Raw genomic sequence first — 18,276 nt, forward strand, 5'->3', positions numbered from 1 at the left:
CGCCTGTTGACCTCAGCCCGCCCGGCTCCGCTGTTCCAGCAGCAAGGTTTCCAGCCGCGTTACACCGGGCACGGCGAGCACTTCAAAGCGCTCGGTCACGCGGTCCCCGTCGCTGTCGCGGCTGGTGCCTGTCTGGACGCGCAAGGTGCCGCACCCATCGGCGTCGGCGCTGACATCGATCGGCCCCATCTGATCGATCATGACACTCGCGCTCTCGCGCTTGCCCGTGGCGGAAACCCGCAGCAGCCGCCGGTCGGTGAGGCCATAGATCGTCTGCGCGGCCTTGCGCTGCGCCTTGAAGGGCATCCACAGCATCGAAAGGCCGACACCGATGAACGGCAGGCCGAACAGCGGAAAGATGATTCCGAAGCTCCACTGGATGCCAGCTGGAGTATGCGTGCTCGCCATCCACGGCAGGAACGCCATCGCCTCCCAAAACAGCGCGAAGGCTGTCCATGGCACTGCGAACAACCAGATGGCGAAGGCCGCCTTCAGCTTGCCGGGTTGAGGCCTGCCGCTCCACAACAGGCGCTCCCCGGTCAACAATTCGCGGCGCAGGATCGAATCGAGATCTTGCGAGGGCTGCGGTGTCATCATCATACCTTGATAATGACACGCAGCGGTTATTGCTGCGTTACGCTTACTCGAAGCCGACGAAGGTCGCTGCTTCCGCCACTGACTTGCGTTCCGAAACCACTGCGTTCGCCGGGAAGCTCTCGTCCGGCCAGCCCAGCGCGATGCTCTTCATGATGACCTGATCGTCAGCGATCCCGGCATGTTCGCGCACCACCGGGCTCTGCATGATGCCCTGGCTGTTGATGACGGTGCCGAGCCCGCGCGACCATGCCGCGTTGACCAGCGCATTGACCACGCCGCCGCAATCGAACGGGGTATCGTCGCTGCCTTCCAGAACCTTGTCATAGGTCACGATCACGCAGACCGGCGCGTCGAACTGGCGGAAACCGCGCAGCACCCAGTCCTGCCGCATCGCCGCATCATCGCGCGCGATGCCCATCGCCGAAAACAGCTGCTTGGCCACGCCGATCTGCCGTTCGCGGTGCACGCCCGCAAAGGGCTGGCCTTTGCGGAACTCGCGCGAATCCGGCTCGCCGGCCAGAATGCGCTCGGTGTTGCCCTGCCGGATGCGCTGCAGCGGCTCGCCGGTAATCACGTAGAAATTCCACGGCTGCGTGTTCATCGAAGTCGGCGCACGCATCGCGATGGCCAGGATTTCCTCGATCAGCTTCTGCGGCACCGGGTCGGGCTTGTAGCCCCGGATGCTGCGCCGTCCGAGCATGACCTCATCGTATTCCATACTGTCTCCCAAATCGTCTTTGGCTATTCGGTAGCGACCCGGCGGCCCGCCGCACAAGCTTTTCCTTGCGCTGCTTTCCCTTGCGCTTTGGGAGGCCATCCGCAAAAGGGACGGCGCTATGGAAAACGCTGAAACCGCCGCGCCGCAGGATATCTTCACCGCCAGCCAGACCTCCAAGGCCTGGCCGTTCGAGGAAGCGCGCAAGCTGGTCAAACGCTTTCCCGGCGGCAAGCGCGATGCGGACGGCAATCTCGTCCCCGTGCTGTTCGAAACTGGCTACGGCCCCTCGGGCCTGCCGCATATCGGCACGTTTCAGGAAGTGCTGCGCACCACGCTCGTCCGCCGCGCCTATGAAACCCTCACAGGCGGCCATCCCACACGCCTCGTCGCCTTCTCGGATGACATGGACGGGTTGCGCAAGGTGCCGGACAACGTGCCCAACAAGCAGGTGCTTGCCGAAAAGCTTGGCCATCCGCTGACCCGCATTCCCGATCCCTTCGGCACGCATGAAAGCTTCGCGCACCACAACAACGCGATGCTGTGCGATTTCCTCGACCGCTTCGGTTTCGAGTACGAATTTGTGTCCGCGAGCGACCGCTACAACTCCGGCGCCTTCGATGAAGCGCTGAAGAACGTGCTGCGTAAGTATGATGCGATCTTGGACATCATGCTCCCAACCCTGCGCGAAGAACGCCGCCGCACCTATTCGCCGGTCCTCCCGATCAGCGAGAAGAACGGCGAAGTGCTGCAAGTGCCGGTCGAAGTCGTTGATGCCGAGGCCGGCCTCGTGCGCTTCGAGGATCAGGGCGAAATGGTCGTGCAGTCGATCCTCGGCGGCAAGTCCAAGCTGCAGTGGAAGGTCGATTGGGCAATGCGCTGGTGCGCGCTCGGGGTCGATTACGAGATGTGCGGCAAGGACCTGACCGACAGCGTCACCCAGTCCGCCCGCATCACGCAGGTCCTCGGCGGCAAGCGCCCGGAAGGGCTGATCTACGAACTGTTCCTCGATGAGAACGGCGAGAAGATTTCGAAGTCCAAGGGCAACGGCCTGACCATCGAGCAGTGGCTGGAATACGGCAGCGAGGAAAGCCTCGGCTTCTACCTGTTCCGCGAGCCCAAGAGCGCCAAGTCGCTCCACGCCGGGATCATTCCCCGCGCGGTCGATGAATACTGGCAGTTCCGCGAAAAACTGCCCAGCCAGCCGATCGAACAGCAGCTCGGCAATCCGGTCTGGCACCTCCTGCGCGCCAACGGCGATCAGGGCGGGGCAGGGGACACGCTGCCCGTCACGTACGGCCTCCTGCTCAACCTCGTCGGCGTGCTCGGCGCGCAGGCAACGCGGGCGCAGGTCTGGTCGTACCTTGGCAACTATGTCGAAAACGCCGATCCCGCCGCGCACCCGGCCTTGGACACGCTCGTCACCTCGGCGCTCGCCTACAACCGCGATTTCGTCGCTCCGACGCTGAAGCGCCGCAAGCCCGAACGCAACGAAGCCGCCGCGCTCGCCGCGCTCGATGCCGAACTCGCCGCTACGGACGACAGCGCCACCGCCGAGGATCTCCAGACCCTCGTCTACGAGATCGGCAAGGATCCGCACTACGGCATCGGTGCGCTGCGCGATTGGTTCAAGGCGCTCTACGAAACCTTGCTGGGCTCCAGCCAGGGCCCGCGCATGGGCAGCTTCATTGCGCTCTACGGCATCGAGGGGACGCGCCGCCTGATCGCGGAGGCGTTGAACGGCGTGGAATTGCCAGCAGACGATTGATTTCGCGGTCGAGCAAAGGCCGGGGGCGGCCGCTCGAGTCAGCGTTTTTTGGGGGGGACACCTTTGATGAAGTATCTTGCGATTCTCGCATTGCTGGCGAGCGCGCCAGCGTCAGCGCAAACGGCGGCTCCTGAGGCGCCCGCCAGCACAGCTCCCGCAGGGCCGACCGCCATCGTTTTCTCCGAAAAGGGGGCGAACGGGATGAGCGATCTGCCGATGGGCGTTCACCGCATCCCTGACAGCAATGTCGTCGTCTCGGGCTATCAGGGCGGTGGCGGCATTGGCATGCTGTTCGGCGTGGTCGGCCTGCTGGTGCAGAGTTCGGTCAATGCCGAGGCCGGCACGACCAAGGTCCGCAATGTCGAGGATGACCTGCGTTTCGACGTCCGGGCCAAGGCGATCGACATGACCAATACGATCCTGGCGGGTGACGAGTTCAAGAACGCCTTCACCTTCACGCCCCAGCCGGGCGGTAGCACGATGACGGTTACGCCCTATGTCGTCCTCACGTTCGTCAAGAAGACCGAGGATGTCCGCCCTTACATCGTGCTCAAGACCAAGGTCGCGACTGCTGGCGATTCCGGCAAGACGATCAAGTATTTCTGCTGCGAAGGAAAGGCGCTGCCACTGGCGAGCCTGACCGCAAACGATGGCGCCGCCCTCAAGGAACTGCTCACGTCCGAACTCGATACCGCAGTCAACGTGATGCTGCTCGACCGCTCGCAGCCCTTCCCGCGCAACGACGAAGCCAAGATCGCCACCAACGGCATGCTGCCCTTCGTCGGCAAGCCCCTGAAGTGGCGGGGCTTCGATCTGGGGCGCTACAAGGACTACAATCTGGTCGAATTCCGCGGCGGGATGATCGTGTTTTCGGGCGTCAACATTGTCGAACCGGGCGCACTGGAAATCACGCCGGTGGTCAAGAAATGACAGCGGGTACCGCGCCCGCCTAATACCACGGCCGGGCGCGGTACCACTTCGTCACGATATACTTCACCCCCTGCTCCACCGGCCGGCCGGCGTGAAGGGTCAGCGGGTTGGGCTTCCCGTCGCGCGCCATGTTGTTCCACACCAGCAGCGCGCCCTTCTGGGGGGGGACCGAGATCGGCACCTTGGGAAATTCGGTGGCGCCGCCTGCCTCCACCGCCGAGAGGTAGCCCATCGCCGTCCACGTCCGCTGCCCGCCGCGCCCCTCCTCGGTCGGCCAGTAGCTTGCCGAAGTATCGAAGTAATCGAAGTGCGCGCGAAACTGCTGGCCGGGTTCATAGCGCTGGCCCTGGATCACTTCGCCGTGCGCGTGCTCGATGCCGAGCAGGTCGTCGATTCGCCGCTCCAGCATCCGGATGAACGGATCGTCCGGATCGACGTCGCCGCTATAGCTCGTCCGTCCGCTGTCGGCATTGTTGTGATATGTCGGTGAGGGCCGTGCCACCGCATCGACCATGCCGATCAGCCGCGCGCATTCTTCGGCGGTGAAGAAGTCAGCGACGCCATAAATCTCGATCGCATCGACCGGCAGGCGGTAGACACTGGGATCGGCATCGAGCCTCGCGCGCACCCGTTCGCCCACTCTGGCGTGTGCGGGAGCGTCCTTCGCATCGGGTCGGGAGCGGCGAAATCCGATCATGGAGCGGTCATGCCGCAGGCGGGGCGCTCTGCCAAGTGGCAGGTGGCAGGGCCCGGTCCTTGTTATGTATCAGCATCCTGTCGTCATTGAGTTATGGAGAATAACTAAAGTTAAAACCGATTCGGACTATATTTCTTAACGGCAGGCTTACCAATATTGCGCAACATGGTTACATATATCGCAGGATCGAGACTTCATCGATCATTAGAATCCCCAAGGGTCGCGCAACGACAAGAACTGACCGTTGAAACCAGTCAGGGCCAGATTTCCGGATACCCAGCGGCGGGGCGAAGGAGGTTGGCGGCGAACGTATCCTTGGAAAGCGAGGAGTTGGCTTTGGACGGTCATGTCGATTTGGATGCGGAAACTCTCCGCATCGCAAACTGTTGTATGAAGCGCGCCGCCGCCGCGATACGGCGAGCCCGATCAAGGGCCTCTTCGGAGAGCCGGGCTGGGATATCCTTCTCGACCTGTTCATTGCCCGCAAGACCCGCACGGCGTTGCAGGTATCCAGCGTCTGCGCCGGTGCAGGCCTGCCTTCCACCACCGTGCTGCGCTGGATTGCGCGGCTTGAGCGCGAAGGGCTGATTGTGCGCGTGGCGGATCAGGAAGATGCCCGCCGCCGCTACGTAAGCTTGACGGCGAAGGGCTTGCGGCTGACGACATCCTTGCTTGATGCCATCGGTTCAATCGGTTGAACCTATCGCGCGGTGCCCTCGTTTCAGGGCAGGCGGGCCAATAGATCACGGGCGAACGCGGACAGCGTATCGTCGCGCGCGCCCATGATGAGGATCCTGTCTCCGGGCAAGGCAAGCTCAGCGATCCGCGCGCCGCAATCGGCGCGCGCCGGGATATGCTCGGCCATGCCGCCGTGCTCACGGATCAGTTCGACGATGCGCTCGCTGCCCACCGAACGATCGACCGTTCCGCCAAAGTAGACCGGGTCGCACAGGATCGTGCGATCATCGCCATTGAGGCGCGTGGCCAGCACTTCGGCGAGTTCGCCGCCCATCTGCCGCAGCGGACCATAGCCGTGCGGCTGGAAGAACGCGATCACGCGGCCTGGATGCGCCTTCAGCGTCGCGAGGGTTGCCGCGACCTTCTCCGGATTGTGGCCGAAGTCGTCGATCACCGTCACCCCGCCAGGGCTGGTTCCTACCACATCGAAGCGCCGGGCAAGCCCCGCGTAATCGCCGAGCGCCCGCACCGCATCGGCCAGCGGTACTTCCGCGGCATGGGCGGCGGCAAGCGCTGCCAGTGCGTTGGAGAGATTGTGCCGCCCCGGCACCTTCAACTCCAGCACATGGCGCTCGCCGGTTCGGCGCAGTTCGACCGTGGCGGTAATCCCCAGCGGCGATTCGTCCACGCTGCCGTCCACCACGCCGATGTCCGCGCGGCTCGGCCCTATGCCGAAAGTGAGCGCACCGCCTAACGCGCGGCTGGTCAGTGCGGCGCTCTCCGCGTCATCGAGATTGACCACCGCCGTTCCCGCCCGCGCGATAAAATCGCCGAACAGGCTGCGCAGTTCCTCGAGGCTCTTGTGATCGAGGCTCACGTTGTTGAGCACCGCGATGCCGGGCCGATAGGCCGCGATCGAACCGTCGCTTTCGTCGACTTCGGATACGAACGGAGCATCCACGCCGCCGACCCGCGCGCTGGCAAAGGGCGCGTCAGGCCCCGCGAAGTTCTTCATCACCGCGCCGTTCATGATCGTCGGATCGCGCCCGCAGGCGGTGAGGATCCACCCGAGCATCCCCGTCACGGTCGATTTGCCGCTGGTTCCGCCCACGGCGATGCCCAGCGGTGCGGCGTTGAACAGCGTGGAAAGCAGTTCCGCCCGGCGCATCCTGCGGCAGCCCAGTTCGGCGGCACGCACCATTTCGGGCACCGTGTCCTCCACCGCCGCCGAAGCGACAAGAATCTGCTCGGCCGAGGTAATTCCGCTGCCATCCTGCGGGTGCAGTTCAAACCCCAGGCTTTCCAGCCAGGCAAACTTTTCCGGCGTGCGCCCCTGATCGCGGCTGCGGTCCGATCCGGCAATGCGCGCGCCCTTGCCCTTGAGGATCAGGGCCAGCGGCAGCATCCCCGATCCGCCGATGCCGCAGAAGAACCAGGGATGTGCGGTGAGGTCTGCCATGCCGTCCGTGCTCATGCTGCGTGCGGTATGCGCCCTTGCGGCGCAGCGCAACCGGGTTAGGAAGGCTCATGCCCCGTATCGCCATCTGCGCGCCCGCTCGCCCGATCACGCCTGCCGATGCGGCGGCAGTCACGGCGCTCGCCGCGCAAGTGCCGGGCATCGAACTGGTGTTTCACCCGCAGTGCTTTCTGGAAGAAGGTCATTTCGCCGGCCCCGACGCCCAGCGTCTGGCCGCGCTGACCGAGTGCGCGAATGATCCGGCCTGCGATGCGGTCTGGTTTGCGCGCGGCGGCTATGGCTCCAACCGCATTGCAGAGGCCGCCATCGCCCGGTTCGACGAGGCAGCGCGCAGCAAGGTTTTCCTCGGCTATTCCGATACCGGCTACCTTCTCGCCGCGCTCTATCGCGCCGGGATCGGCCGTCCCGTCCATGCCCCCATGCCCGGCGATATCCGCCGCGAAGGTGGTGTTGCGGCGGTGCTGCGCACGCTGCGCTGGCTCACAGGAGACCGCTCCGGAGAGGAGAGCGCGCAAGACGGACGCCCCCGCGCCGCCTTCAATCTCACCACGCTGGCAATGCTCTGCGGCACGCCCCTGATGCCCGATCTCGCCGGCCATGTCGTGATGGTAGAGGAAGTTTCCGAGCACCTCTACGCGGTCGACAGGCTGTTCTTTCACCTCACTGCGCACCTGCGCGGCGCGGCAGGCCTGCGCCTTGGCCGGGTGGGTGACGTCCCCGAAAACGATGTCGACTTCGGTGCGGACGAGGAAGCCATCGCCCGCGATTGGTGCGCCCGCGCGGGCATTCCATACCTTGGCCGCGCCGATATCGGGCACGATGTTGATAACAAGATTGTCGCATTCGGGCTTGAGGGACCCCCCGCGAATCACTAGGCGCGCTCCTTCACAGCAGGAGTGTGTTGATGCGGGCATTCGTTTTTCCGGGGCAGGGCAGCCAGAAGCTGGGCATGGGCGCAGAACTCGCCGCCACCAGTGCTGCCGCGCGCGAGGTATTCGAGGAAGTCGATGACGCGCTGGGCCAGAAGCTCTTCGCGTTGATGACCGAAGGACCGGAAAACGAACTGACGCTCACCGCCAATGCCCAGCCTGCGATCATGGCCAACGCCATCGCCGTGCTGCGCGTGCTGGAAAAGGAATGCGGCCTCGTGCTGGCCGACAAAGCCCAGTTCGTCGCGGGCCACAGCCTCGGCGAATATACCGCGCTTTGCGCTGCGGGCGCGTTCAGCCTTGCCGACACCGCGCGCCTGCTGCGCCTGCGCGGCTCCGCGATGCAGGCCGCCGTGCCGGTCGGCGTCGGCGCAATGTGCGCGCTGCTTGGCGCCGATATCGAAAAGGCCACCGCGCTCGCTGCCGCTGCTGCGGAAGGTGAAGTCTGCACCGTCGCCAACGATAACGATCCGGGGCAAGTCGTCCTTTCTGGTCACAAGGCCGCGATCGAGCGCGCCATCGCGCAAGTGAAGGATCACGGCATCAAGCGCGGCATCGCGCTCCCCGTCTCCGCCCCATTCCACTGCCCGCTGATGCAGCCCGCCGCCGATGCGATGGCCGAGGCGCTTGAGCGCACGCCCCCGGGGGCGCTGCGCGTCACCCTGATGGCCAACGTCACCGCCGCGCCGGTAACCGATCCCGCCGAAGTCCGCCGCCTCCTCGTCGAGCAGGTCACGGGCCGCGTGCGCTGGCGCGAAAGCATGATTGCGCTGGGTGCTGCAGGCGTCACGCATTTCGCCGAACTCGGCGGCAAGGTCGTCGGCCCGATGATCGGCCGCTCCGTGGCAGACGTTGCAGTTGCCAGCGTGGTCGGCATGGCCGATATCGAAGCCTTCGCGAAGGAGCTCTAAGCCATGGAACACCGCCTCTTCGATCTGACCGGCATGACCGCCCTCGTCACCGGCGCTGCCGGCGGGATCGGTTCCGCCATCTCCCATGCCCTCGCCAGGCAGGGCGCGCGCCTCGCGCTTTCGGGCACCAATCCGGCGAAGCTGCGCGCGTTCCGTGAGGAGCTTAACGACACGTACGGTCACGATCACGTCGAGATCACCTGCGATCTCTCGAACACCGAGCAGGTCGAGCATCTCGTCCCCGCCGCGATCGACACGCTCGGCAAGATCGATATCCTCGTCAACAACGCCGGCATCACGCGTGACAACCTCGCGATGCGGATGAAGGACGAGGAATGGGACGCCGTCATCAAGGTCAATCTTGAGGCCGCCTTCCGCCTGATGCGCGCCGCCTCCAAGCCGATGATGAAGGCGCGCTTTGGCCGCATCATCACGGTGACCAGCGTTGTCGGCGCCACCGGCAATCCGGGGCAGGTCAACTATGCCGCCGCAAAGGCCGGCCTTGTCGGCATGTCGAAGAGCCTCGCGCAGGAACTTGCCACGCGCGGCATCACCGTGAACTGCGTCGCCCCCGGCTTCATCCGCACCGCGATGACCGACGTGCTGCCCGACGCCCAGAAGGACGCGCTCAACGCGCGTATCCCGATGGGCCGCATGGGCGAGGGCGGGGATATCGGCGCGGCCGTGGCCTATCTCGCCAGCCGCGATGCCGGCTACGTTACCGGGCAGACGCTGCACGTGAACGGCGGCATGGCGATGCTGTCCTGAGCAGGCCCATGCGGCGCGCGCTGCTCCTGCTGGCGCTTGCCGCCATACCGCTCTCTGCCGTGCCGTTCTCGGCCGAGGCGCGGGCACCCCAGGCGCTTGCCTGCGCGGTGATCGCCGCGCCCGAAGGCCTTGATGCACAGCTCGCCGAAGGCATGCTCACGCTCGACGAGACACGCAGCAAGCCCGCGCTCGATACGCTGCACACCCTCGTTGATCGCTGTGCCGCCGATCAGTTCCTGAACGACAAGGAGCGCGAAGCCTACTTCGGCTACGCGCTCGGCCGCATGGCGCGCGACGGACTCGACGGGCGCCTGAAGCGCGAGGGGATTCCGTCCGATCTGATCGACAAGGCGCTCGATATCGGACCTGGCAATGCCAACAATCCGGCGACGCAGGTTACGCAGGGAGACCTCCGCCGCGTCTCTACCGCGCTCACCGAAGCGGGGCACGATCCAGCCAAGGTGACCCCGGTCGGCTGGGGCCTCATCACCGCGTGGATCGCCGCCACCGCGCAGATGTTCGACGCGCTTCGCGCCCTCGATTGAGCCGCACGGGCAAACCCGCCGTTTTCGCTGCATTTATGCACAGCTTCGCCGCTGCGGAGGCGGCTGGCGCTTGCCCGCGCTGGGGCGCTCGCTAAGGAAGATAGTCCAGCAACAACCCATCTCGCCGGGCGATTCCGTCCGCGCTGGGATGCCAGCTAGACGGCCCTGACGGTCCTTCATGCGGACCGGCCCGGGTAGGGGACACGAGACGAGAATGAAGGCCACGATCGAACGCGCGACCTTGCTACGCTGCCTGTCCCACGTGCAATCGGTGGTGGAGCGCCGCAACACCATTCCGATCCTCTCGAACGTGCTGATCGAGGCTTCGCCCGATAGCTCGGTGCGCGTGATGGCAACCGACCTTGATCTCCAGATCATTGAGACGATGCCCGCGCGCGAAGTGGAGCGCCCCGGCGCCATCACCGTTTCGGCGCACCTCCTGTTCGACATCGCGCGCAAGCTGCCCGATGGCAGCCAGGTCAGCCTCGATGCTTCGGAAGGGCGCATGGTCGTCAAGGCCGGGCGCAGCCGCTTCCAGCTGCCCACGCTGCCGCGCGATGATTTCCCGGTGATCGTCGAAGGCGATCTGCCGACGAGCTTCGAGATCCCCGCTCGCCTTCTCGCCGAACTGATCGACCGCACCCGCTTCGCGATTTCGACCGAGGAAACGCGCTACTACCTCAACGGCATCTTCCTGCACGTGGCGGATGAAGCCCAGCCGGTCCTCAAGGCAGCGGCGACGGACGGCCACCGCCTCGCGCGCTATACCATTGCCCGGCCCGATGGCGCCGAGGGCATGCCGGACGTGATCGTCCCGCGCAAATGCGTGGGCGAACTGCGCAAGCTGCTCGAAGACGTGCTCGATACCGCCGTCCTCGTCGATCTCTCCGCCAGCAAGGTGCGCTTCACGCTCGGCGGCGAACACGGCGTCGTGCTCACCAGCAAGCTGATTGACGGCACCTTCCCGGACTACAGCCGCGTCATTCCCACCGGGAACGACAAGCTGCTCCGCCTCGATCCGCGCAGCTTCTTCGAAGGCGTGGACCGCGTTGCCACCATCGCCACCGAGAAGACCCGCGCGGTCAAGATGGCGCTCGAGAACGACAAGGTCACGCTCTCGGTCACCAGCCCGGAAAACGGCACCGCGGCCGAAGAAATCGCCGCCGAATACCGCGCTGCGGGCTTCGAGATCGGCTTCAACGCCAATTACCTGAAGGACATCCTCAGCCAGATCGACGGCGATATGGTCGAACTGCACCTCGCCGATGCCGGCGCGCCGACTTTGATCCGCAAGGACGACAAGTCCGCCGCGCTCTATGTCCTGATGCCGATGCGCGTCTGATCCCGGCTGCGGGGGGCTCCTTGGGCCTCCCGCATGGGTTCCTGCCCTCATCGGCATGGATGCCTCGCGGGCGGGCGCAACGCTGGAATGCTGGAATTTCGGGGCTTACCGGTCCGCTGCGGGTGCGGATTGTTTGTCACCTGCGAGGCAGTGACACAGAGCAGTCCCCTTCATCTTGCGAACTGCTTCTGATGTATCCGATCCGGATACAAAACGGATGGATCACGACGATGGACAGCCGCGACATCGCAGGAAAACTCGCCTTCTTTTCGATCGGCTCTGACGACAAGGCGCGCTTCCCGGACGTGGGCAAGGCCCCCGTTGGCCGGTTCGCGCTGCAAGGGGCAGGTCAGGGCAGCGTGGTGCCGACGCGCCACGCTGCCTGAGCGCATTCAGATATCGACGACGATCTTGCCGAAGTGGGTGTTGCTCGCCTGATGGCGGAAGGCTCCGGCCAGATCCGCCAGCGGGAAGTGGCTGTCGATCACCGGGCGGATGCCGTTGGCTTCGATGCCCGCAATCATGTCGAGCTGCATGGCCCGGCTGCCCACTGTCAGCCCTTGGACGCGCAGGTTCTTGAACATCAGCATCGCCGTCTGCACCGGCCCGGCAAAGCCCGCCAGCACGCCGATGAGCGCGACATGGCCGCCCACGCGCGCCGCTGTCATCGATTGGTCGAGCGTTCCGGCGCCGCCGATCTCGACCACGCAGTCAACCCCCGCGCCGCCGGTCAGTTCCAGCGCCTTGACGCCCCAGTCCGGCACTTCCTTGTAATTGATGAGCTCGTCCGCCCCGAGCGAGCGCATGCGTTCCAGCTTGGCATCGGATGAACTCGTCGCGATCACCCGCGCACCTGCCGCCTTGGCGAACTGCAGCGCGAAGACCGAAACGCCGCCCGTTCCCTGCACCAGCACGGTCGAGCCGGGCTTGACCGAACCGTCCGCGAACAGCGCGCGCCATGCGGTAAGACCCGCGCAGGTCAGCGTTGCTGCCTCCGCCGCCGAATAGCCCTTGGGCACCCGCGTGAACCAGTTTGCCGGGGCGACGATTTCCTCGCGCGCATAGCCGTCGATGCCGTCGCCCGGCACTGTCGTGAAGGCAGTCGCGGGCGGCACGCCGTCATCCCAGTTGGTGAAGAACGTCGAGACAACGAGGTCGCCCGGCGCATAGGCCGTCACGCCATCGCCCACTGCCACGACTTCGCCCGCGCCGTCCGACATCGGAATGCGCCCGGCGGCACCGGGCAGCATGCCCGTCACCACCGCGAAGTCATGGAAATTGAGCGAGGAGGCGCGCAGCCGCACGCGGATCTCGCCGGGGCCGGGATCGCCCACGTCCGGCAGGTGATCGAGGTGCAGAGTGTCGAGCGTCGCCGGGGCGCCGATGCGGATCGCGGAAATGCTCATTATTCTGCTGCCTCCAGCATTTCGGCCTGTTGCGGGCCGCGCACCAGCACGCCGGGCACTGCGCCGGTCCAGGTGCCGTTCTCGAAGGTCACTTCGCCCGATTTGATCGTGTAGAGATAGCCTTCCGCCTTCTGCAGCAGACGCTTGCCGCCTGCCGGCAGATCGAACGCCAGCCAGGGCTTGCCCAGCTTCAGCGCCTCCATGTCGATCACGTTGAGATCGGCGAGTGCGCCCGGTGCGATCACCCCGCGGTCGTTCATACCATAGAGCCGCGCGGTATCATGGCACTGCCGCTTCACCGCCTGCTCAAGGCTGAGACGCCCGCCGCGCTTCCGGTCCCGCACCCAGTGCTGGAGCATGAAGGTGGGCGAGGCCGCATCGCAGATCGTCCCGCAATGCGCGCCGCCGTCCGAAAGCGAGTTCACGCAGTCATCGCGCGATTGTAGTTCCTCGAGGAAATCGAGGTTGCCATCGGCGTAGTTCAGGATCGGCAGGTAGATGAAACCGGTGCCGCCATCGGCCAGCATCAGATCATAGGCATAGCTTTCCGGCGAAACCCCGGCCGCTGCCGCCCGCGCGGCGATGCTCGCATCAGCCTGCGGTTCGTAATCGAAATCGCCGTCCATTTCGAACTGCCCTGTCCAGCCTTCGCCAATCACGCGGTAGAGGTGGACGATGTCCGTATCGGGATAGACGTTGCTTTCCGAAAGCAGGATGTTCTTGAACACCGGGTCGGCGAGGTGCGCGAGCTGGTCTTCCCACGGCATTGCCGCAATCGCCGCCCACGAAGGGCGGAACAGGAACGGATGCACCGTCCCGCGCCAGTTCATCACGATGCCGTTCCCGCGCAGCGCGATCTGCGCGACGATGTTGGCGCCAGCCGCATTCTGGCGGTCCATTTCCGCGATCTGCTCCGAAAGCGGCAGTTCCTTGGCGATGGATTGCAGCGCCGCGAACGTCACCGGCAGGCCCGTCTCGCGGCTCAGCGCGCCCATCCAGCCGAACTCGTCCCACTCGCGCTTCAGGTCGCTGGCGATCTCGAACACGCCGTGGCCCACGCGGCCCATCGCGCGGCCGATGCGGATCAGTTCGTCCGCGGTCGCGGTGGTGCCCGGCACCACTTCGCCGTCGATCGACTTGTGGATGATCGTGCGGCTGCTCGAGAAGCCGAGCGCACCTGCGCGCACGCCGTCCTCGACGATCTGCGCCATTTTCTCGATATCTTCGTCGGTCGGCACAGCGCCCGGCTTCTCGCGGTCGCCCAGCACGTAGGCGCGCACTGCGCCGTGCGGCACGTGGGTTGCGACATCGACACTGCGCGGCAGGCGGTCCAGCGCGTCGAGGTATTCTGGGAAGCTTTCCCAATCCCACTTGAGCCCTTCGGCGAGCGCGGTGCCCGGAATGTCCTCGACGCCTTCCATCAGCCCGATCAGCCACTCGTGCCGGTCCGGCGCGGCGGGCGCGAAGCCCACGCCGCAGTTGCCCATGACAACCGTGGTCACGCCGTGCCACGAGCTTGGGGCCATTTCCTGATCCCAGGTCGCCTGCCCGTCATAGTGCGTGTGAATGTCGACCCAGCCAGGCGCGACGACCTTGCCGGCCGCGTCGATCTCGCGCTTGGCCGTTCCCGTTACCTTGCCGACCGCCGCAATCAGTCCGTCCCGCACGGCAACATCGCCCGTGAAGCGCGGACGGCCGGTGCCATCGACGATGGTTCCCCCCCGCACGATCAAATCATAGGTCGGCATCTCTCGGCTCCTCTATCCCCGCGCGGCCGACTCATTGATGGTCGCCATCGCGTTTAACTGGGCGATTAAGTCAGAGGATCGCCTTGCGGTCAACGCTCAGGAATCGAGGAACCCGGTCAGCTTCCCGATAAAGGCGTCGGGCTGCGCCAGCATGAACAGGTGCCCGCCGCCCTCGGTCATCTCCAGCTTGCTGCCGGGAATGGCGTTGTGGAGGAAATGAGCGTTTGCGGGCGGCACCAACTGGTCGTCCGCATCGCCCATCACCATCACCGGCATCCCTAGCAGCGGCAGGAAGGCGGCGCTGCTCCAGCCTGCAAAGGCCGCCAGCTGGCAGCTCCAGCCGAGCGGGGAGGGCGCCGTGGCGGCATTGAGCGAAACGCGGTCCGCACCCCCGCCGTTGTAGAACATCGCCAGATTGCGGCGCAGCGCCTTCTCGACCGTATACTCCATCGGATCAAGCATCTGGCTGAGCATTGAGGTGTTGCCGGGGATCATCGTGCCGCCCGCCGATGTCGCTGCGAGCACCATCTTGCCGGTGCGCGCGCGGTGCTGGAACGCGAACTGCTGCACAACTGCACCGCCCCAACTGATGCCGAGGAGATCGACCACATCGATCCGCATCCTGTCGAGCAGCGCGGCCAGTGTCAGTGCCATGTGCGGGATCGTGTAGGGGAAGATCGGATCGGGCGACTGGCCGATGCCCGGCATATCGAAGCTGATGATCCGCCGGTCCGGCAGGCGGCTGGCCAGCGGTTCCAGCATTTCCATGTTCATGCCGATGCCGCTCAGGATCACCAGCGGGCGTGGAGCAGGTGCCTTGGCATCACCCGTAACGGGCCATTGGCCCACCCTCAGGCGGCGTCCGGCAACGCCGATCATCGAAAAACTGGCGGTCGTGGCCACGCGGAATCCTTAGGTCCAAGGTAAAACAACGGCTTGGCGCAGCCCCTAGCACCGGGGCGTGGCGAGCAAAAGCAAACCTAGGGAAATCTGAGGAAAAAAGGTCCGGAATGGGGGCTCGTTTAACGGTTTCTCAAAGCAGTTAAGCGCAATTGACGATTGATGAGTGAATTGACCGGGGACCAAGCCGCAACGCAGGCGGAGCCGACGCGCGCCGCGCGCGATTTCGCGCGTACGCAGCGACGCCGCGATCGCGTGCCGACGGCGCCGGTCAGCCGGGCCGATGTCGCCGGCGCGGCGTTCCTGTTCGGCACCGGGCCGGGCCGCGGTCTGATCGCGCGCGAATGGCCGCACATGGCTTTGCCGATGGTGCTCGGCGTGGCCGGCCTCGCGCTGGCGAACTTCTCGGTGCGCCCGATCATCGCGCCGCTCCTCGCGCTGCTGGCCTCTGCGTTGCTGTTCGTCGCCCGCTTCACCTCGACCTACGAGGAAAGCCGCGATCACCCGACCTCCGTGCGCATGGCGCTGATGGGCGCCTCGATCGGCATTCCGCTGTTTATCTATGGTTTCGCGATCGGGATGTGGGCCGATAGCGGCGTGGTGCCGTGGGTTCAGGCGCTGGCCTTGCTGGTCACCATCTCACTGCTCGCCACCGTCACCGAATCGGGCCGTCTCGCCGGTATGCTCACCGCCGAAGTCGCGATGTGGTCCGGCGTCACCTGGGTCACGCATTTTGCTGGCGGCATTCTCTCGCTCGCGATCGGTGGGGTGATCGCAGTGGCGGCCTACCTTCGCCAGCGCGAAATCGACCTGAAGGTGCGCCTTGCGGTGGAGGAAGGCGTCCGCATCCAGACCCGCGCCGAGGAGATCCTCGCCGATTACGAGGAAACCGGGCAGGGCTGGTTCTGGGAGACCGACCGGCGCGGCCTCATCACCTACATCTCGCGCCCCGTGGCCCAAGTTCTTGGCCGCAAGGTGGAGGAGTTCATCGGTCGCCCCTTCGCCGAACTGTTCAACCTGTCCGAACAATCGGGCGAGGGCGAGCGCACGCTTGCGTTCCACCTCTCGGCCCGCTCCAGCTTCACCGAACTCGCGGTGCGCGCGGCAGTATATGATGAAGAACGCTGGTGGTCGGTCACTGGCCGCCCGACGTACGACGCCTTCAACAACTTCCAGGGTTTCCGCGGCTCGGGCACCGATCTCACTGAAAAGCGCCGCTCGCAGGAGCACGCCTCGCGCCTTGCGCACTTCGATTCGCTGACCGGTCTCTCCAATCGCTTCCAGATGTCGCAGACGCTGGAGAAGATCCTCACCGCGCCCAACGAGCAGAACCGCGCCTGCGCCGTGTTCCTGCTCGATCTCGACCGCTTCAAGCAGGTCAACGATACGCTCGGCCACCCGGCGGGCGACGCGTTGCTCAAGCAGGTGGCGCAGCGGCTGGAGCGGGTCATCGGCACCGTCGGCCGCGTCGGGCGTCTCGGCGGCGACGAATTCCAGGTCATCCTTGCCGGCAAGATCATGCGCGAGCAGCTTGCCCACCTTGCCGAACGCATCATCGAGCAGCTTTCGCAGGCCTATTCGATCGACGGCAGCCGCGTGATGATCGGCGCTTCGCTCGGCATCGCGCTCGCGCCCGACGACGGCGTCACCAGCGAAGCGCTGATTCGCAACGCCGATCTTGCGCTCTATGCTGCCAAGGACGCCGGGCGCGGCCGCTTCCACTTCTACGCCGCCGATCTTCACAGCGATGCCGAGGAACGCCGCCAGCTCGAGGAAGACCTGCGCGACGCGATCACCCAGGGCAATCTCGAGCTCTATTACCAGCCCGTCGTGCAAACCGCGACCGAGCGGATCACCGGGTTCGAGGCGCTGCTGCGCTGGAACCACCCGCAGCACGGCTTCATCTCGCCCGCCAAGTTCGTGCCCATTGCCGAAGACGCCGGCCTCATCGTCTCGATCGGCGAATGGGCGCTGCGAACCGCTTGCCAGGATCTTGCCCAGTGGCCGGATGATGTGCGCGTCGCGGTCAACGTCTCGCCGCTTCAGTTTGCCAATCCGGCGCTCCCATCGATGGTTACCAGCGCGCTTGCTTCGGCGGGTGTCATGCCCGACCGGCTCGAGCTCGAGATCACTGAAAGCGTGTTCCTGGGTGACGATACGGGGACCGAGGCGATGTTCCGCGCGCTCAAGGGCATTGGCGTGCGCCTCGCGCTCGATGATTTCGGCACCGGCTATTCCTCGCTCGGCTATCTGAAGCGCGCGCCGTTCGACAAGATCAAGATCGACCAGTCGTTCGTGCGCGGCGCGACGCAGCCGGGCAGCCGCAACGGCGCGATCATCGCCTCGATCGTCAGCCTTGCCGAAGCGCTCGGCATGGAAACGACCGCGGAAGGCGTCGAAACGCTCGACGAACTCGATCTCGTGCGCATGCTCGGCTGCAGCCATGTGCAGGGCTATATCTACGAACGCCCGCTTTCGGCCCCGGCCACGCAGACGCGCCTCGCCACCGGCCTCATGGCGATTGCCCGCGGCCCGCGCTCGGCCCGCGCCGCGCGGCAGGCCATGCTGCGCCGCGTCGTGCTCGATCACGGTGGGCATCGCTACAACGGCACGGTGCGCAACATGTCACTCACCGGCGCGCTGGTCGAAGGGCTCTGGAACGTCCCGCCCGGCACGATCTTCCGCATCCAGCTTTCGGATGGTCACACCGTCACCGCCACCTGCCGCTGGGCCAGCGAAGATCGCATGGGCGTCGAATTCTCCCAGCCGCTGCGGCTTGACGAGGATGGCCGCATCGCTGCGGTGGCGATCAAGTCGACCCTGCCGCCCCCCGATCCGCAGGCGAACCAGCGCAAGGTGGGTTGA

The 18,276-nt window shown here is 65.5% G+C and carries 17 protein-coding genes; 10 read left to right on the forward strand and 7 right to left on the reverse strand.

Going from position 1 to position 18,276, the window contains the following annotated elements:
• Positions 1-12 precede the first annotated feature (12 nt).
• Entirely contained in the window at positions 13-594 is a 582-nt protein-coding gene (locus NSE01_RS08905) for a hypothetical protein (RefSeq protein WP_147159242.1), read from the reverse strand.
• Positions 595-640: 46 nt separating this feature from the next.
• The gene (locus NSE01_RS08910; protein ID WP_147159243.1) at positions 641-1,315 is read right to left on the reverse strand and encodes a nitroreductase; all 675 of its coding nucleotides are present in this window, start codon (positions 1,313-1,315) and stop codon (positions 641-643) included.
• A 118-nt stretch (positions 1,316-1,433) separates the two neighbouring features.
• Here NSE01_RS08910 and NSE01_RS08915 point away from each other — a divergent pair, with 118 nt between their 5' ends.
• Positions 1,434-3,080 (forward strand): lysine--tRNA ligase, encoded by a 1,647-nt coding sequence (locus tag NSE01_RS08915; protein ID WP_147159244.1) that lies wholly within the window; start codon positions 1,434-1,436, stop codon positions 3,078-3,080.
• A gap of 66 nt (positions 3,081-3,146) precedes the next feature.
• Positions 3,147-4,010: a hypothetical protein gene (locus NSE01_RS08920; RefSeq protein ID WP_147159245.1), complete on the forward strand. Its 864-nt coding sequence runs from the start codon at positions 3,147-3,149 to the stop codon at positions 4,008-4,010.
• Between the two features lie 19 nt (positions 4,011-4,029).
• Here NSE01_RS08920 and NSE01_RS08925 read toward each other — a convergent pair whose 3' ends face one another.
• On the reverse strand, positions 4,030-4,707 hold the full coding sequence (locus NSE01_RS08925) for a prolyl hydroxylase family protein (RefSeq protein ID WP_147159246.1): 678 nt from the start codon (positions 4,705-4,707) through the stop codon (positions 4,030-4,032).
• A 386-nt stretch (positions 4,708-5,093) separates the two neighbouring features.
• Here NSE01_RS08925 and NSE01_RS08930 point away from each other — a divergent pair, with 386 nt between their 5' ends.
• A complete protein-coding gene (locus NSE01_RS08930; protein ID WP_246135121.1) occupies positions 5,094-5,405 on the forward strand; it encodes a winged helix DNA-binding protein in 312 nt (103 codons plus the stop codon).
• A 23-nt stretch (positions 5,406-5,428) separates the two neighbouring features.
• On the opposite strand, the gene NSE01_RS08935 is transcribed toward NSE01_RS08930, so the two are convergent.
• On the reverse strand, positions 5,429-6,844 hold the full coding sequence (locus NSE01_RS08935; protein WP_246135122.1) for a glutamate ligase domain-containing protein: 1,416 nt from the start codon (positions 6,842-6,844) through the stop codon (positions 5,429-5,431).
• Positions 6,845-6,912: 68 nt separating this feature from the next.
• Here NSE01_RS08935 and NSE01_RS08940 point away from each other — a divergent pair, with 68 nt between their 5' ends.
• The 6 genes from NSE01_RS08940 (at position 6,913) to NSE01_RS21270 (ending at position 11,743) form a co-directional block, all read left to right on the forward strand.
• Positions 6,913-7,737, forward strand: a complete 825-nt coding sequence (locus tag NSE01_RS08940) for an LD-carboxypeptidase (protein ID WP_147159248.1) — start codon at positions 6,913-6,915, stop codon at positions 7,735-7,737.
• A gap of 29 nt (positions 7,738-7,766) precedes the next feature.
• Positions 7,767-8,702: an ACP S-malonyltransferase gene (gene fabD, locus NSE01_RS08945; protein WP_147159249.1), complete on the forward strand. Its 936-nt coding sequence runs from the start codon at positions 7,767-7,769 to the stop codon at positions 8,700-8,702.
• A 3-nt stretch (positions 8,703-8,705) separates the two neighbouring features.
• A complete protein-coding gene (gene fabG, locus NSE01_RS08950) occupies positions 8,706-9,470 on the forward strand; it encodes a 3-oxoacyl-[acyl-carrier-protein] reductase (RefSeq protein WP_147159250.1) in 765 nt (254 codons plus the stop codon).
• An 8-nt stretch (positions 9,471-9,478) separates the two neighbouring features.
• Complete coding sequence (locus NSE01_RS08955; RefSeq protein WP_246135123.1) at positions 9,479-10,015, forward strand: hypothetical protein; 537 nt, start codon at positions 9,479-9,481, stop codon at positions 10,013-10,015.
• A gap of 214 nt (positions 10,016-10,229) precedes the next feature.
• On the forward strand, positions 10,230-11,357 hold the full coding sequence (gene dnaN, locus NSE01_RS08960) for a DNA polymerase III subunit beta (RefSeq protein WP_147159251.1): 1,128 nt from the start codon (positions 10,230-10,232) through the stop codon (positions 11,355-11,357).
• A gap of 230 nt (positions 11,358-11,587) precedes the next feature.
• Positions 11,588-11,743: a hypothetical protein gene (locus NSE01_RS21270; RefSeq protein WP_170233797.1), complete on the forward strand. Its 156-nt coding sequence runs from the start codon at positions 11,588-11,590 to the stop codon at positions 11,741-11,743.
• 6 nt (positions 11,744-11,749) lie between these two features.
• On the opposite strand, the gene NSE01_RS08965 is transcribed toward NSE01_RS21270, so the two are convergent.
• From NSE01_RS08965 to NSE01_RS08975, 3 genes are all read right to left on the reverse strand, one after another.
• Complete coding sequence (locus NSE01_RS08965) at positions 11,750-12,757, reverse strand: zinc-dependent alcohol dehydrogenase family protein (protein ID WP_147159399.1); 1,008 nt, start codon at positions 12,755-12,757, stop codon at positions 11,750-11,752.
• A 5-nt stretch (positions 12,758-12,762) separates the two neighbouring features.
• The gene (locus NSE01_RS08970; protein WP_147159252.1) at positions 12,763-14,511 is read right to left on the reverse strand and encodes an N-acyl-D-amino-acid deacylase family protein; all 1,749 of its coding nucleotides are present in this window, start codon (positions 14,509-14,511) and stop codon (positions 12,763-12,765) included.
• 96 nt (positions 14,512-14,607) lie between these two features.
• Complete coding sequence (locus NSE01_RS08975; protein ID WP_246135124.1) at positions 14,608-15,414, reverse strand: alpha/beta fold hydrolase; 807 nt, start codon at positions 15,412-15,414, stop codon at positions 14,608-14,610.
• Between the two features lie 159 nt (positions 15,415-15,573).
• On the opposite strand from NSE01_RS08975, the gene NSE01_RS08980 reads away from it, so the two are divergent.
• Positions 15,574-18,276, forward strand: a complete 2,703-nt coding sequence (locus NSE01_RS08980) for an EAL domain-containing protein (protein ID WP_147159253.1) — start codon at positions 15,574-15,576, stop codon at positions 18,274-18,276.

Origin of the sequence: Novosphingobium sediminis (assembly GCF_007991615.1) — a bacterium.
Classification (GTDB): Bacteria; Pseudomonadota; Alphaproteobacteria; order Sphingomonadales; family Sphingomonadaceae; genus Novosphingobium; species Novosphingobium sediminis.

Excerpts from the sequence above, each read along its gene's own strand:
- NSE01_RS08940 (WP_147159248.1), top strand. The coding sequence starts at position 6,913 with ATGCCCCGTATCGCCATCTGCGCGCCCGCTCGCCCGATCACGCCTGCC.
- NSE01_RS08980 (WP_147159253.1), top strand. The coding sequence starts at position 15,574 with ATGAGTGAATTGACCGGGGACCAAGCCGCAACGCAGGCGGAGCCGACG.
- NSE01_RS08970 (WP_147159252.1), bottom strand. The coding sequence starts at position 14,511 with ATGCCGACCTATGATTTGATCGTGCGGGGGGGAACCATCGTCGATGGC.
- fabG (WP_147159250.1), top strand. The coding sequence starts at position 8,706 with ATGGAACACCGCCTCTTCGATCTGACCGGCATGACCGCCCTCGTCACC.
- NSE01_RS08955 (WP_246135123.1), top strand. The coding sequence starts at position 9,479 with ATGCGGCGCGCGCTGCTCCTGCTGGCGCTTGCCGCCATACCGCTCTCT.
- NSE01_RS08920 (WP_147159245.1), top strand. The coding sequence starts at position 3,147 with ATGAAGTATCTTGCGATTCTCGCATTGCTGGCGAGCGCGCCAGCGTCA.
- fabD (WP_147159249.1), top strand. The coding sequence starts at position 7,767 with ATGCGGGCATTCGTTTTTCCGGGGCAGGGCAGCCAGAAGCTGGGCATG.
- NSE01_RS08905 (WP_147159242.1), bottom strand. The coding sequence starts at position 594 with ATGACACCGCAGCCCTCGCAAGATCTCGATTCGATCCTGCGCCGCGAA.
- NSE01_RS08925 (WP_147159246.1), bottom strand. The coding sequence starts at position 4,707 with ATGATCGGATTTCGCCGCTCCCGACCCGATGCGAAGGACGCTCCCGCA.
- NSE01_RS08935 (WP_246135122.1), bottom strand. The coding sequence starts at position 6,844 with ATGGCAGACCTCACCGCACATCCCTGGTTCTTCTGCGGCATCGGCGGA.
- NSE01_RS21270 (WP_170233797.1), top strand. The coding sequence starts at position 11,588 with ATGGACAGCCGCGACATCGCAGGAAAACTCGCCTTCTTTTCGATCGGC.
- NSE01_RS08915 (WP_147159244.1), top strand. The coding sequence starts at position 1,434 with ATGGAAAACGCTGAAACCGCCGCGCCGCAGGATATCTTCACCGCCAGC.
- dnaN (WP_147159251.1), top strand. The coding sequence starts at position 10,230 with ATGAAGGCCACGATCGAACGCGCGACCTTGCTACGCTGCCTGTCCCAC.
- NSE01_RS08910 (WP_147159243.1), bottom strand. The coding sequence starts at position 1,315 with ATGGAATACGATGAGGTCATGCTCGGACGGCGCAGCATCCGGGGCTAC.